This is a genomic window from Streptomyces sp. NPDC032126 (assembly GCF_055580085.1).
The window spans coordinates 1,891,671-1,906,180 of sequence record NZ_JBVIMA010000001.1 but is presented as its reverse complement, the minus strand read 5'-3'; the positions used below and the strand labels follow the sequence as shown (position 1 = coordinate 1,906,180).

Sequence of the window (14,510 nt, the reverse complement as noted above, 5' to 3'; positions counted from 1 at the left end):
CCGTGCTCATCGTCCTGGGCGGCCTGCCCGGCACCGGCAAGACCACCCTCGCCCGTCTCCTGGCGGCCCGGATCGGTGCGGTCCACCTGAGGGTGGACACCATCGAGCAGGCGATCGTCCGCTCCGGACTGGCACAGCACCCCGTCGGCCCGGTGGGTTACGTCGTTGGCTACGCCCTGGCCGAGGAGCATCTGAGGCAGGGACTGACCGTGATCGCCGAGTCGGTGAACCCGCTGAGTGTGACGCGGGACGCCTGGCGGGCCACGGGCATCGGGGTAGGTGTGCCCGTCTTCGAGGTGGAGGTGGTCTGCTCCGACCCGGCAGAACACCGACGCCGCCTGACCTCACGGTCCGTCGACATTCCTGACCTGCCGTTGCCGGATTGGCAGCAGGTCGTCGACCGGGAATACGAGCCATGGGACCGCGAGCGCGTCGTCGTCGACACGGCCGGGCAGGAACCGCGCGAGTCACTGGCCGCGCTGCTCGCCCGCATCCGGTCGGGCTGAAGGGCACCTGGCTGCGGTACGACGCGCGGTGCACAAGCGCCCTTGACATTCGCAGGGGTCAACGACGTACGTTGAACAAGCAAGTTCCTGACCGGTGGAGGCCTTCGATGGACGTACCTGGCGCGGCACCCCAGGGTGCGTGCACGGGTGCGCGGCTGATCACCCGGCGGCATGTCGACTACTGCCGTACCTCCTCCGCCGTCTGTCCTTCCGTACGCGTCTGACCCCTGCCGGCCCGTCCCGCCGGCTGTCTCGTCGTGGCCTCGCGCCGCGTGCCTTACGGCGACGAGTTCGCGTACATCTCGGAAGGAACGCCCCTTGTCCGGTCCTGCCCTGCACCTCGCCGTCGAGCTCGACGGTGACGGCGCCCACCCCGCGGCCTGGCGCCGCGCCGCCCATTCGCCCGACCAGTTGCTCTCCCCGCGCCGCGTGGCCCGGGTCGCCGCCGTGGCCGAGAACGCCGGGTTCACCCTGATCACCCTGAACGACGGCGTGCTGCCGCCCGGGGCCTCGCCCGATCCGGTGGGCCGTATCGGCGCGGTGGAGCGGGCGGCCTTCGTCGCGGCGTCCACGAGCACCATCGGCATCGCGCCCGTCGTCCCGGTCACGTATGCCGAACCCTTCCATGTCTCCAGCCAGTTGGCGTCCCTGGACCACATCTCCGCCGGCCGCGCCGGATGGGTGGTGGCGGAGGAGGAACGTCCCGAGGCAGCCCGTGCCTGGGGGCGGCCGCCGGTCGCCGACGCCGCCGCGCGGGCCCGGGAGTCCCGGGACGGAGTCGAGGTGGCCCGGGCCCTGTGGGACTCGTGGGAGGACGACGCGGTCATCCGTTCCGTGGCCACGAGCCGCTACCTCGACCGCGAACGGCTCCACTACATCGACTTCACCGGCCAGACGTACGCCGTCAAAGGCCCAGCGATCGTGCCGCGCCCGCCGCAGGGCCAGCTCGTCGTTCTGGGCCGGCCGGACCGGGTGCCCGCCGCGCAACTCGACGTCGCTCTCGTCGAGGGCCGCGACCTCTCGGCAGTCGGCGCGGCCGCCGCAGCCGCGGGCACGCCCCGCGTCTTCGCCGAGGTCGAGGTGGCGCTCGACACGCCCGGCGCCTCGGCCGCCGAGCGCGTCGCCGACCTGGAACGGCACGCGCCATGGGCCGACCGGGGAAGGCTGCGCCACGTCGGCTCCGCCGACCAACTGGTCAGGCTTCTTGGCGAGTTGAGTCGTCGCGCGGACGGCGTACGGCTGCATCCGCTGGTGCTGGACGAGGACCTGCCCGTCCTCTCCCGCCTCGTCCTGCCGGCCCTCTCCGAGCAGCGCCTCACCGCCCGCCCGCTGCCCGGTACGTCCCTGCGCTCGACCCTGGGGCTGGAGCGCCCCGCCAACCGCTTCGCCGCCGCAGCCGTGGCCGCCCAGGAGGACGCCCGATGACCCGCACCGATCCCCTCGACGTCCCCCGCCCGGACGCCCAGCTGCACTTCGGGGTGTTCTTCCAGGGGGTGAACCACTGGACGATCTGGTCCGCCCCGGACAGCGGTTCGCAGATCGACCCCGCCTCCTTCCGCAAGGTCGCGCAGACCGCCGAGCGGGGCCTGTTCGACGCGTTCTTCCTCGGTGAGGGGCTGCGGCTGCGCGAGGTCGACGGCAGGATCCACGACCTCGACGTGGCCGGACGGCCGGACGCCATCACCCAGCTCGCGGCGCTGGCCGCAGTCACCCGCCGGATCGGCCTGGTCTCCACCTCCAACTCCACCTTCAACGAGCCCGCCGATCTCGCCCGCCGCCTCTCCGGGCTCGACCTGCTCTCCGAGGGCCGCGCCGGCTGGAACGTCGTGACCACGGACAACGCCTGGACCGGCGCGAACTTCCGCCGCGGCGGCTATCTCGACCACGCCGACCGCTACCACCGCGCCGAGGAGTTCCTCACCGTGGCCCGCGCGATCTGGGACGGCTGGGAGGACGGAGCGATCGCCGACTCCGCGGGCGCACGGAGTTGGTCGGTGCCCGGTGCCGTACGCCAAGTGCGCCACCGCGGACCGCAGTTCGACGTGAACCTCGCCCCGACACTCCCGCGCAGCGCCCAAGGCCACCCGATGATCTTCCAGGCCGGTGACTCGGGTGAGGGACGCGACTTCGCCGCCCGCAACGCCGACGTCATCTTCTCCGCGCACGGCAACGACTTCGACGACGCGCTCGCCTTCGCCGTGGACATCCGCACCCGCCTGCGCGCCGTCGGCCGCCCCGACGACGACCTGCGGATCCTGCCCGGCACCGAGATCATCATCGGTGCCACGGAGGAGGAGGCCCAGGAGAAGAAGCGCTGGATTCGCCTCCAACAGGTCACCCCCGCAACGGCCTTGGGCATCGCCGGGCTCCTGTGGGGCATCGACCTCTCCGACCGCGACGCCGACGGGCCACTGCCCAAGGAGGACCCGGTCGTCGCCGAGAACGACGGCTCCTTCGGTGCCCGGCGCATCGCCGACCCGCGCGCCGTCGTGGCCGAATGGCGGGCCAAGGCGGAGACGCACGGCTGGTCACTGCGCGAGACCGTCATCGCTCTCGGCCCGCAGCGCGGCCACGTGGGCACCCCGTCCGCCCTGGCCGACAAGTTCGCCCACTACGTACGGCACGGCGCGGTCGACGGCTTCAACGTCACGCCCTACCTCATCCCCGACGGCCTCGACGACATCGTCGACCTGCTCGTCCCGGAACTGCAGGAACGGGGCGTCTACCGCACCGACTACACCGGCACCACCCTCCGCGACCACCTCGGCCTGCGCGAACCCCTCACCCACCGATCCGCCCCCGACCGCAGGCAAGCGGGCTGACCGCCTCACATGACCGACATGAAGCTGTCACACACGAACTGGAATGCCGGTTCGCCAAACACCCGTTCTGGCTGACATGACTGTTGGAGTAGCCCTCAACGCGTCCGACGCCCCAAACCAGGTCGACGCCACCGTGCGGCTGGCCCAGGAGGCCGCGGCAGCGGGTCTGCGGTCGGCCTGGTTCGGGCAGACCTTCGGCGCGGACTCACCCCAGCTCGCGGCCATCGTCGGGCGCGAGGTGCCCGCACTGCAGGTGGGCACCTCCGCGATCCCCGTCTTCGGTCGCCACCCGCTGCTCGTCTCCAGCCAGGCCCAGACCGCCCAGGCCGCGACCCACGGCCGCTATCACCTCGGTCTGGCCCTGGGCACGAAACTGCTGACGGAGACCGGCTTCGGCCTGCCCTTCGAACGTCCCATCGCGCGCCTGCGTGAATTCCTCACCGCTCTACGGCAGTTGACCGAGACCGGCACGGCCGACTTCCATGGTGAGCTGCTCACCGCCACCACCCCGATCCCGGCGCGTGTACCGGGCGCGGAGAACGGCGTACCCCTGCTGGTCGCCGCGATGGGGCCGCAAGCACTGCGGGTCAGCGGTGAGCTGGCGGACGGGATCCTGCCCTATCTGGCGGGACCGCGGGCCCTGGACGAACACATCGTCCCCGCCCTGACCGCCGCGGCCGAGGCAGCCGGCCGTCCCTCGCCCCGGATCGTGGCCCTCGTACCGGGCGTGGTCACGGACGACGTGGAGTCGGTGCGGGCGAAGGCCACCGAGAACCTCGCGTTCTACGAACGCATCCCGTCCTACGCACGCGTCATCGAACTCTCCGGCGGCCGACGCGCCGCCGACCTGGCCGTGATCGGCGACGAGAAGGCGGTGGCGGCCGAGGTACGGCGTTACCGCGACGCCGGGGCCACCGAGGTCGTCTTCTCCGGCACCGAGATCGCCGGAGAAGCGGACCGCCGACGCACCTGGGCACTCCTCGGCGAACTGGCCGAATGAGTACGCCTGTCGGGCCACCGGCCCGGCCCAACGCCCTCCACCCTTCAAGGAGAACTCATGACCACCGAGGCCACCGCAACGGATCTCCAGGCCTTCATCGACAACTGGCGGGAGTGGCACGACGCCCACGAGGCCCGGCTCGCCGCCCCGCACGGGTTCCTGGCGATCACCGGCCTGCACTGGCTCGACGACCGGCCGCAGCGCTTCCCCGACGCGCCCGGCACCTGGCGCACCGGCCCCGACGGAGTCGTCGTGAACCTCGCCGACGGTGAGGAACTGGTCGTCGACGGAACGCCGGTGCGGGGCGAACACCACTTCGGTGTGCTTCCCGAACGCGGCGGCGTCGACGCGGTCTGGGGCGACGCCGTCATCGAGGTCGCCAAGCGCGGCGGCAACGACATCGTCCGCCCCCGGCACCCGGACGCGCCGCTGCGTACGGCGTTCACCGGGACACCGGCCTACGCGCCCGATCCCCGGTGGGTCGTGAGCGGCCGCTACCTTCCCTTCGACGAGCCCCGCCCGACCACCGTGGGCGCCGCGGTCGAGGGCCTTGAGCACGTGTACGACGCTCCGGGCAGGATCGAGTTCGAGCTCGACGGACGTCAACTGTCCCTGACCGCGTTCCCCGGACATGGTGCTGGCCGGCTGCTGGTGCTGTTCACGGACGCGACCTCCGGAGTCACCACCTACGCCGCCAACCGCTCCCTGGCCCTCGAACCGCCCGCCGCCGACGGCAGCGTCGTCCTGGACTTCAACCGCGCCACGAACCTGCCGTGCGCCTACACGGACCTGGCCACCTGCCCACTGCCCCCGGCCGAGAACCGCCTTCCGGTGGCGATCGAGGCGGGCCAGAAGATCCCCCGCGAGCGCGGCGGGTCCTGAGCCGCGCTCAGTCCTGCACGGCGTCTCGGGCGGACAGCTCATGGGGAACGCGGCTGAGCCCCGCCCGTGCACGCCCAGGCACGGCTCGTCCCGGTTGCGGCATTGACGCACGACAAGTCCGCTCCGTACGATCAAGAACGGCATTGAGTGTCAGCGTCAAGCCCTGGCTGGCTGACCGGCAACCCTCCCGCGCGGTGGGGTGCTCCAGGTGAAAGCCCGGCGGGATCATCGATGATCCCGCAAGCGCGTGGCCCCCTTGAGCGGGCCCGGAGATGGGGAGGACCGGCATGCGTCGTCACAGCGATGACCTCAGCGCCTCCTTCGCCGTCGCCACGGTGTTCTCCCGGCTCTCGCGCCGCCGGCACATCGACCTGAAGCGCTCGACCAGCTGTCTCTGTCAGGCCTGACGGGCGTTCCCACCGCCGGTCGACGTCCGGCACCGGTCGTCGCCGCACCCGTCTCCGCCTGATCCCGCTCTTCTGCCGGATCCCCGTTTCCCCTGATCCCTGTCTGCACAGCGCTCCCCGCCACCGGCACCGCGCCGGCCGGGGCCGCACAGCCATGCGCGCCCGTGCCTCGTACGGCACCCCGTGCCTGGTGACATGAGGAGGAGAACCACTCCGTGACAGCACTTCCGGATTTCAGATCCCCCCGATGGGCGACGCTGACCGCCCTTCTCACCACCAGCGTGCTGCTGACCGCCTGCGGATCCGGCTCCGACGGCTCCGGCGACAGCAACGGCAAGCCGACGTCCGGCGGCACCCTGACCTTCGCGGTGGGTTCGGACGCCGGCTGCGTGGACCCGCAGCAGGTCGGCAGCAACGAAAGCATCTACTCGGTACGCCAGACCGTGGACTCCCTGACCGACCAGGACCCCGAGACCGGCAAGATCGTGCCGTGGCTGGCCAAGAGCTGGGACATCAACTCCGACGCCACCCAGTTCACGTTCCATCTGCGCCCGGGTGTCACCTTCAGCGACGGCTCCCAGCTGACCGCGCAGGTCGTCAAGGACAACTTCGACGCCGTGCCGAAGCTCGGCGCCCTCGGCGTCCTCGCCCAGGGCTATCTGAGCAGCGTCAAGAGCACCACCGCGGTGGACCCGCTCACCGTCAAGGTGACCTTCAAGGAGCCCAACGCCCAGTTCCTCCAGGCGACTTCGACCCACTCACTGGGCATCGAGTCGTCGGCGAGCGTCAAGAAGACCCCGCAGCAGAAGTGCAGCGACGGCGTCGTCGGGTCGGGGCCGTTCGTGCTGAAGCAGTACGTGCAGAACCAGTCGATCACCCTGGCCAAGCGCACCGGATACGCCTGGGGCTCCTCGCTGTGGTCCAAGAAGGGCGAGGCATACCTGGACAAGCTGGTGTTCAAGGTCGTGCCGGAGGCGGGGGTGCGGGCCGGCAGTCTTCAGTCCGGGCAGGTGGACGCGATCAGCAGCGTCGGCAAGGCCAACGAGGCGGCCCTCAAGGGCGGTCAGGTGACCCTCCTGCGCCGGGCCAACCCGGGCGTGGTGTTCGGGCTGGGGATCAACAACTCGCGGCCCGTCCTGAAGGACGTGAAGGTGCGCCAGGCGATCCTCGCCGCCGTCGACCGCAAGCAGATCGCCGATACCGTGTTCCCTACCGGCACCAAGCCGGCGACCAGTGTCCTGGCGCACACCACGCCCGACTACACCGACCTCTCCACGGACCTCGCCTTCGACGCGGCCAAGGCCAAGTCCCTGCTGGACGCGGCCGGTTGGCAGCCGGGCAGTGACGGCATCCGCGCCAAGGACGGCAAGAAGCTCAGCCTGGCCATCAGCTGGTTCCCCAACGCGGCCACCAACCAGCCCGCACTGGAACTCGTCCAGCAGCAGCTGAAGGCCGTCGGGATCGACGTGACGCTCAAGCAGGGCCAGGTCAGCCAGTTCGCCACCACCCTCCAGGGCGGCGACTTCGACCTGGTGTGGGGCAACGTGACCCGCTCGGACCCGGACATCCTGCGCAGCTCCTTCTCCACGCAGCTGGCCAACTTCTACCGCCTGCCCGCCAGTTCGCTGGACACCACACTGTCCGGGCAGGCCGCGACCACGGACACGGCCAAGCGCAAGCAGCTGGTGGCCGAGGCGCAGAAGCTGATCGTGCAGAACGCGTACAACGTGCCGGTGGTGGAGCTCCAGACCCAGCTGGCCGTGACGAAGAAGGTGCACGATCTCGCCTTCGACTCGGGCAGCCGCATCCAGCTGCACGACACCTGGATCGGCTAGCGCATGCGCCGCTATGTGATCAAGCGACTGGCGCAGGCGGTCGGGGTGCTGTGGGCGGCGTACACGGTGTCGTTCCTGGTGCTGGACTTCCTGCCCGGTGACCCGGTCACCGCGATGGCCGGTGCCGGGATGGACTCGGGGGACGTCGACCCGGCCCGGCTGGCCGCGCTGCGGCACGAGTACGGCTTCGACAAGCCGATCCTGGCGCAGTACGCCGACTATCTGGGCCGGGCGGTGCGCGGGGACTTCGGCGACGCGGTCTCCACGGGCCGCCCGGTGACCTCCACGCTGGCCGACGCGCTACCGCAGACCCTCCAACTGACCGGTGCCGCACTGCTGTTGGCGGTGCTGCTCGGCGGGGGTCTCGCGGTGGTGGCGACGTACACCTCGCGGCGGTGGCTGCGGCAGCTCCTGCTGTCGCTGCCCCCGCTGGGGGTGTCGGTGCCGACGTTCTGGGTGGGGCTGCTGCTCGTCGAGGTGTTCTCCTTCCGGCTGCACTGGTTCCCGGCATTCGGCAACGACGGACTGCGAGGACTGGTGCTGCCCGCCGTCACGCTGGCGATCCCGACCGGCGCGCTGGTCGCCCAGGTGCTGGCCAAGAGCCTGCTCACCGCGCTGGACCAGGCTTACGTGGAGACCGCCCGGGCCAAGGGCGCCGGCCGGTGGCGGGTGCATCTGCGGCACGCGCTGCGCAACGCGTCCCTGCCCGCGCTGACCGTCGTAGGCCTGCTGGTCGGGCAGCTGATCGCCGGTTCGGTGGTCGTCGAGACGGTGTTCTCCCGCGACGGCCTCGGCCGGGTGACCGCGGCGGCGGTCACCGTGCAGGACATCCCGCTGGTCCAGGGGGTGGTGGTGTTCGGGGCGCTGATCTTCGTGGCGACGAATCTGCTCGTCGACCTGATCTATCCGCAGCTCGACCCGCGGATCGTGGTGGCCTCGGACAGAAGGGCGAGCTTCGCATGAGTCAGAGCCTTGTCGACGACATCGACGACCCGGCCGACGCCGCCCTCGGCCTCGCCCGGCCGGTCGAGACAGGACCGAAAACGGCCTCGGCGCCGGGCCGCCGTGCGGACCTACGGCGGTTCCTGCTGCGCCGCCCCGGTCTGCTGCTGTCGGGGACCGTCCTCCTCCTGGTGGTGCTGGCCTCGTTCTGGCCGGACCTGTTCACCTCGCAGGACCCGTTGAAGGGGGTGCCCTCCGAGAACTTCCGTGCTCCGAGCGGCAGTCACTGGTTCGGTACGGACGAACTGGGCCGCGATGTCTTCTCCCGTGTCGTCCATGGTGCCCAACTCTCCCTCAAGGCAACGATCATCGCGGTCCTGGTCGCGTTCGTGGTCGGCGGACTACTCGGCGTGGTCGCCGGGTTCGTCGGCCGCTGGGTGGACGACGTACTGATGCGCTTCGTCGACGTCCTGCTGTCCATTCCCGCGCTCTTCCTGTCGCTCGCCCTGGTCACCGCGCTCGGGTACGGGACGGTGAAGGTGGCGTTCGCGGTCGGCATCGCCAGCGTCGCCTCGTTCGCCCGGGTGGCGCGGGCCGAGGTCCTGCGGGTGCGGCAGGCGGTGTTCGTGGAGGCGTCACGCGCGTGCGGGGCCCGCTGGTACTCGGTGCTGGGCCGGCATGTGCTGCCCAACGCCGCCGGCCCGGTGATCGTCCTGGCCACCCTGGACTTCGGCACCTCCATCCTGGCCGTGTCGGCGCTGAGCTTCCTCGGCTACGGCGCGCCGCCGCCCGCCCCGGAATGGGGGACGTTGATCTCCGACGGCCGCAACTACCTCGCCAACGCCTGGTGGCTGACCGCGCTGCCGGGGCTGACGATCGCCGCGACCGTACTGGCCACCAACCGCATCGCCCGAGCGCTGGACGGCGAATGGTCCCGGCAGCGATGACCGACGAACGTGAGAACGGTGAGGACGTGACCACACCACTGCTGGAGATACGCGGCCTGTCCGTGTCGTACCGCACCCGCGGCGGCACGGTCCCGGCCGTCCGGGGCGTGGACATCGATGTCCTGCCCGGGCAAGTGACCGCCGTGGTCGGCGAATCCGGCTCGGGCAAGAGCACGACCGCCCACGCCGTCACCCGCCTGCTGGCGGCCAACGGCACCATCGACGCGGGCACGGTCCGCTTCGGCCGGCACGACCTGGCCACACTGTCGGAGGCGGAGCTGCGCACCGTGCGCGGCGCGCGGATCGGGCTGGTCCCCCAGGATCCGACGGTCTCCCTGAACCCGGTCAAGCGGATCGGCGACCAGGTCGCCGAGGTGCTGCGCATCCACGGCCTGGCGACCCGCCGCTCAGCCCCGGCCGAGGCGATCGCCGTCCTGGACCGGGCCGGGCTGCCCGACGCGGCCACCCGCGCACGGCAGTACCCGCACGAACTGTCCGGCGGCATGCGCCAACGCGCCCTGATCGCCATCGCCATCGCGGCCAGACCCGAGCTGATCATCGCCGACGAGCCCACCAGCGCGCTCGACGTCACCGTGCAGCGGGTCATCCTCGACCATCTCCAGCGCCTCACCGAGGAGTCGGGCACCGCGGTCCTGCTCGTCACCCACGACCTCGGGGTCGCCGCCGACCGAGCGCAGCGCCTGGTGGTCATGTCCCAGGGCAGGGTCGTGGAAGCGGGCCCGACCCATGACATCCTCGCCAACCCCCAGCATGAGTACACCCGCCGACTGCTGGCCAGCGCACCGAGCTTGACCACCGCCCGGCCCCGCACCCCGGCCTCCGCGCCGAAGGCCGATGCGGTCCCCCTGGTCGAAGTCCGCCATCTCGTCAAAGAGTTCAGGCTGCCCCGCACCGGGGACGGCCCCCAGGTCCTGCGCGCGGTCGACGACGTCAGCTTCACGCTCCATCGCGGTCAAACCCTCGCGTTGGTCGGTGAGTCGGGCTCGGGCAAGTCCACCACCGCCCGCCTGGCCCTCCGGCTCACCGACGCGAGTGCCGGACACATCCTGTTCGACGGCAGCGACGTCACCACCGCGCGCGGCGCCCGGGCCAGAGAGCTGCGCCGCCGCGCCCAGCTCGTCTATCAGAGCCCCTACGCCTCCCTCGATCCCCGCTTCTCCATCGGCGAGGTGATCACCGAGCCGCTGCGCGCCTTCAAGGTCGGCGACCGCACGTCCCGGCTCGCCCGGGCCCGCGAACTGCTCGACCGGGTGGCACTGCCCGCCGCCACGCTGGAGCGCCGTCCTGCGGAGTTGTCGGGCGGGCAGCGGCAGCGGGTGGCGATCGCCCGCGCCCTCGCCCTCTCCCCCGACCTGGTGGTGTGCGACGAGCCGGTCTCCGCGCTCGACGTGTCCGTACAGGCCCAAGTCCTGGACCTGCTCGCCGAGTTGCAGGCCGACACGGGGGTGGCGTACCTCTTCATCTCCCACGACCTGGCCGTCGTACGCCAGATCGCGCACCAGGTCGCCGTCATGCGGTCCGGCCGGATCGTCGAGACAGGCCCGCCGGAGGAACTGTTCACCCGCCCCCGCCACGCGTACACCCGCGAGCTGCTCGCGGCGATCCCCGGCGGCCGCGTCCCCTTCCCCGCCACCGCCGAATCCACTACGAGCTGAGGGCCGCATGAGCACTCCCACCATCACGTCACTGGCCTTCCTCACCCCCGGCAACTTCGCCGACGACGACCCGTACACGGGCCTGGAGGAGACGCTCCAACTCTTCGAGTACGGCGAACGGTTGGGCTTCGACGGCGCCTGGATCAGACAGCGTCACCTCGAACACGGCGTCGGCTCGGCCGCCGTTTTCCTCGCCGCGGCCGGCCAACGCACCGAGCGCATCGAACTGGGCACCGCGGTCATCCCGATCGGCTACGAGAACCCCTTCCGCCTCGCCGAGGACCTGGCCCTGGCCGACGTGCTGTCCCGGGGGCGCCTCCAGATCGGCTTCAGCACCGGCATGCCGCACGCCGACCTGCTCGGCGACCTCGTACACGACGGGAACTGGCGCGACTACGACCTCTCGTACGGCAGGATCGCCCGCGTCCTCGACCACCTGCGCGGCGACTACCTCGGCGGCCCGGACACGGTCATCCACTCACCGGGCAACGTCCAGCGACCGCGCCTGCAACCGCACAACCCCGCTCTGACGCACCGCGTTTGGTACGGCGGCGGAAGCCTGCGCTCGGTCCGCTGGGCCGCCGAGAACGGCCTGAGCCTGCTGACCGGCAACATCGTCACCGGCGAAGGCACCGACGACTTCACCACGGCCCAACTGAGCCTGCTGACCGAGTACCGCCGCACGCTCTCCGCGAGCACTCCGGCCCGAGTCGCGCTCGGCCGGGTCATCGTCCCCTTCGACAGCGCCGACGCGGCCGGCCGGGCCCGCTACCGCGCGTACGCGGCCGGCCGCCACGCACGGACCCTGGCCCCTCAGGGCCCGAAACGCACCCTGTTCGCCCCCGACGTGGTGGGCACCGCCGAGCAGATCCTGGAGCAGCTGACCGCCGATCCCGTCCTCGCGGAGGTGTCGGAGCTGCGCCTGGAACTGCCGTACGAGTTCCATCGGGAGGAGTACGAACAGATCCTGCATGACGTACGACACCTGATCGCACCAGAGCTCGGCTGGCACCCGGCGTCCCTGACGGCGCAGGAGGCAGCCGTCCGATGAGTCCCCTTCCGGAACCGGCCGTGCGACTGGAGGTTCACACCCGCGAGCCGCTCGCGGACGGCCACCGCTTCACCGAGGCGGGGCGGCTACGCCGATGAAAGAGACGCAGGAACGATCGCCGACTTCGTCACCATCGCCGCGACACACGCATCGAGGACCGAGCCGAGTGCCGGTCTCGAGGACCTCCTGGTGAGCGTCGCCGACAAGGTCTGGACCGTTCTCGCCAGGAGTGCCCTGTCCACCATCCAGCCAGTGATCATCACAGCCGACCACGACGTCCGGCTCGCCTTCTGACACGAAATTGTTCGACGCGAGGAGATCTTCCGGGTGCCGGCGGACGGCCCGGCCGTCTATGTCGGCTTGCGCGGGTGATGGAGCTGAGCGGCTCGATCGGCGGCCCCAACGACCTGCCGTAGGGACGGCGCGTCGCCCACACGCGACCCCGACTCCGGCTCGGCGTAGGCCGCCGGACAGGATGATGCGCGGGATGCACCCTCGTGGCGCCAACTGATGTGAGGTATCTGGGGTGTTGGGCAGCTGTTGTTGGCACGATGGCCTTGTGGAGAATCGTGAGAACAGTCAAACCCCGTCTGCAGGCCGGACTTTGAGAGTGCGGGTATCGGCCGAGCAGGGTGTGGAGACAGAGACGTATCTGGTGTCGCTGTCGGATTGGCTGGTTGCGGAAGAAGCGCTGCGCGGCCGGGTGGAGCTGCCGGCCCGGACGCCGCAGCCGGGGCAGATGGGGGCCGCGCTGGGCTCCGGCGGAGCGGGAGCCGTGCTGGCCCGGTCCCTGTCGACCTGGCTGGTGCAACGCCGTGCGGACCTCAGGTCGCCGGGAGTCCAGCCGAACCGACCGGGCGCGCCGCCGGGACGTCCCTGGCACGGACGGCTGCGGGGGCCGGGCACCTCGAGCGCTGCACGCTCGCCGAGGCACCTGTACCAGCCGCCGGGCGCGGCAACTGCTCTGCCCTTTTCCGGAGGGGGGTGCGGTGCCGCCCGAATGCATGCCGGTCGGCGGTGCGGGACGCGGCAGGCGGTCCCAGTGCGCTGCGCGCCCTGCTCCCTCGCTTCGCGCTGCCGACCTCCCTTGCCCTCGGCGCTCTGCGCCTCATGGCCCCGGCTCGCAACCGGGGGGCGCCGCGCAGCTCTGGTGCGGAGCAACGTGATCGCCCAGCTGGCGAACCTGGCGACGCATCCTTGCGTCGGCCGGGGCCTGGCCGCGAAGACGCTCACGCTGCGCGGCTGGGTTTACGGCATTGCCACCGGCGCGGTCGACCAACTCGGCCCCGGCACGGGTTCACCCGCCGCCCTGGCGGCCTGAGCCGTCTTGTCCCTCTCCTCCAGGCCGCCGTCCGGCAGTCTGGTCCCCCGACCGTTCGCGTCCGCTGTGCCCGCCGTGGTGCCGGCGCGTAGGAAAGGAACACCTCATGGTGCACGCCCAGTTCGACCCCGCTGCTCGCCAGGCTCTGGCCGCCGAAGTCGTCGAGGCCAAGACGCGCAAGGACCTGTCCTGGCAACAGCTCGCCGACGCCAGCGGCCTGTCGGTCGCATTCACCACCGCCGCCCTGTTGGGTCAGCATCCCCTGCCGGAGGCCGCGGCGAAGGCGGTCGCCGAACTGCTGGACCTGGATGAGGAGGCGGCCGTACTGCTGCAGACCATCCCGGTCCGCGGCTCCATCCCCGGCGGCGTCCCGACCGACCCGACGATCTACCGCTTCTACGAGATCGTCCAGGTCTACGGCACCACACTCAAGGCCCTGATCCACGAGCAGTTCGGCGACGGCATCATGAGCGCGATCAACTTCAAGCTCGATGTGAAGAAGGTCGCCGACCCCGAGGGCGGCGAGCGCGTGGTGATCACCCTGGACGGCAAGTACCTGCCCACCAAGCCCTTCTGACCCAGCCGAGCGACCAGGGCCGCCACTACGGGCCCCCGCCGCCTCACCGGGCCCCAGCACGGCATGGGGTCGCGGTGAGGCGGCGGGGCCTTGCGCTCACTCCGGCCACGGGATCAGTCAGAACGACAGCCGCTAGGCCATGCCTGGCAGTCGTTAGTGAGCGGGTCGGCGGAGCCAAAGGATGAGTGAGGCGATGTGGAGTCCGGCCCGGTAGCGGGTTGCCAGCTTGTCGAAGCGCGTTGCGATGGCTCGGAATTGCTTGAGGCGGCTGAAGCAGCGCTCGACCACGTTGCGGGCTTTGTAGAGCTCGCGGTCGAAGGCCGGTGGTTTGCCACCCGCTCTGCCGTGGCGCTGCCGATTGGCCCTTCGGTCGGTCCGCTCCGGGATGACTGCGCGGATGCCCCGGCGCCGCAGGTCCTGTCGGACCTCCCGTGACGAGTACGCCATGTCGGCGATGACCGTCTCGGGTCTTCGATCGCCTGGAGCCGCACCGCCCTCATAGACGCCGCCGATACGGCTCTAGGCAATGTCAGTCCCGTGCCTC

At 71.1% G+C, this 14,510-nt stretch carries 13 protein-coding genes, 1 pseudogene and 1 riboswitch; of the genes and pseudogenes, 13 read left to right on the top strand and 1 reads right to left on the bottom strand.

From position 1 onward, the window contains the following. Positions 1-2 precede the first annotated feature (2 nt). The 13 genes from ACZ5NW_RS08080 to cynS all read left to right on the top strand — a co-directional run bounded on the left by ACZ5NW_RS08080 (position 3) and on the right by cynS (position 13,966). Positions 3-506: a P-loop nucleotide/nucleoside kinase family protein gene (locus ACZ5NW_RS08080; RefSeq protein WP_468742872.1), complete on the top strand. Its 504-nt coding sequence runs from the start codon at positions 3-5 to the stop codon at positions 504-506. A gap of 318 nt (positions 507-824) precedes the next feature. Then, positions 825-1,931 carry an LLM class flavin-dependent oxidoreductase gene (locus tag ACZ5NW_RS08075; protein ID WP_468742871.1) on the top strand — a complete coding sequence of 369 codons (1,107 nt, stop codon included), beginning with the start codon at positions 825-827 and terminating at the stop codon, positions 1,929-1,931. Beyond that, a complete protein-coding gene (locus ACZ5NW_RS08070) occupies positions 1,928-3,328 on the top strand; it encodes an NtaA/DmoA family FMN-dependent monooxygenase (protein WP_468742870.1) in 1,401 nt (466 codons plus the stop codon). The genes ACZ5NW_RS08075 and ACZ5NW_RS08070 overlap by 4 nt, the downstream gene beginning before the upstream one ends. A 76-nt stretch (positions 3,329-3,404) precedes the next feature. Continuing rightward, complete coding sequence (locus ACZ5NW_RS08065) at positions 3,405-4,328, top strand: LLM class F420-dependent oxidoreductase (protein ID WP_468742869.1); 924 nt, start codon at positions 3,405-3,407, stop codon at positions 4,326-4,328. A gap of 57 nt (positions 4,329-4,385) precedes the next feature. Next, complete coding sequence (locus tag ACZ5NW_RS08060; RefSeq protein WP_468742868.1) at positions 4,386-5,210, top strand: DUF1684 domain-containing protein; 825 nt, start codon at positions 4,386-4,388, stop codon at positions 5,208-5,210. Between the two features lie 139 nt (positions 5,211-5,349). Beyond that, positions 5,350-5,462, top strand: a riboswitch (SAM riboswitch). A gap of 35 nt (positions 5,463-5,497) precedes the next feature. After that, complete coding sequence (locus ACZ5NW_RS08055) at positions 5,498-5,617, top strand: putative leader peptide (RefSeq protein ID WP_468742867.1); 120 nt, start codon at positions 5,498-5,500, stop codon at positions 5,615-5,617. A gap of 215 nt (positions 5,618-5,832) precedes the next feature. After that, on the top strand, positions 5,833-7,452 hold the full coding sequence (locus tag ACZ5NW_RS08050) for an ABC transporter substrate-binding protein (protein WP_468742866.1): 1,620 nt from the start codon (positions 5,833-5,835) through the stop codon (positions 7,450-7,452). A 3-nt stretch (positions 7,453-7,455) separates the two neighbouring features. Beyond that, entirely contained in the window at positions 7,456-8,415 is a 960-nt protein-coding gene (locus ACZ5NW_RS08045) for an ABC transporter permease (RefSeq protein ID WP_468742865.1), read from the top strand. Then, complete coding sequence (locus ACZ5NW_RS08040) at positions 8,412-9,341, top strand: ABC transporter permease (protein WP_468742864.1); 930 nt, start codon at positions 8,412-8,414, stop codon at positions 9,339-9,341. The genes ACZ5NW_RS08045 and ACZ5NW_RS08040 overlap by 4 nt, the downstream gene beginning before the upstream one ends. Further along, entirely contained in the window at positions 9,338-11,017 is a 1,680-nt protein-coding gene (locus ACZ5NW_RS08035; protein ID WP_468742863.1) for a dipeptide ABC transporter ATP-binding protein, read from the top strand. Before ACZ5NW_RS08040 ends, ACZ5NW_RS08035 begins: the two co-directional genes overlap by 4 nt. Positions 11,018-11,024: 7 nt before the next feature. Beyond that, positions 11,025-12,068 carry an LLM class flavin-dependent oxidoreductase gene (locus tag ACZ5NW_RS08030; protein WP_468742862.1) on the top strand — a complete coding sequence of 348 codons (1,044 nt, stop codon included), beginning with the start codon at positions 11,025-11,027 and terminating at the stop codon, positions 12,066-12,068. Positions 12,069-12,594: 526 nt separating this feature from the next. Beyond that, on the top strand, positions 12,595-13,389 hold the full coding sequence (locus ACZ5NW_RS08025; RefSeq protein WP_468742861.1) for an effector-associated constant component EACC1: 795 nt from the start codon (positions 12,595-12,597) through the stop codon (positions 13,387-13,389). 106 nt (positions 13,390-13,495) lie between these two features. Then, positions 13,496-13,966, top strand: a complete 471-nt coding sequence (gene cynS, locus ACZ5NW_RS08020; protein ID WP_468742860.1) for a cyanase — start codon at positions 13,496-13,498, stop codon at positions 13,964-13,966. Positions 13,967-14,119: 153 nt separating this feature from the next. Here the strand turns inward: cynS and ACZ5NW_RS08015 are convergent. Further along, positions 14,120-14,470 (bottom strand): annotated as a pseudogene (locus tag ACZ5NW_RS08015) (transposase); the annotation flags it as partial. Between the last annotated feature and the right edge of the window lie 40 nt (positions 14,471-14,510).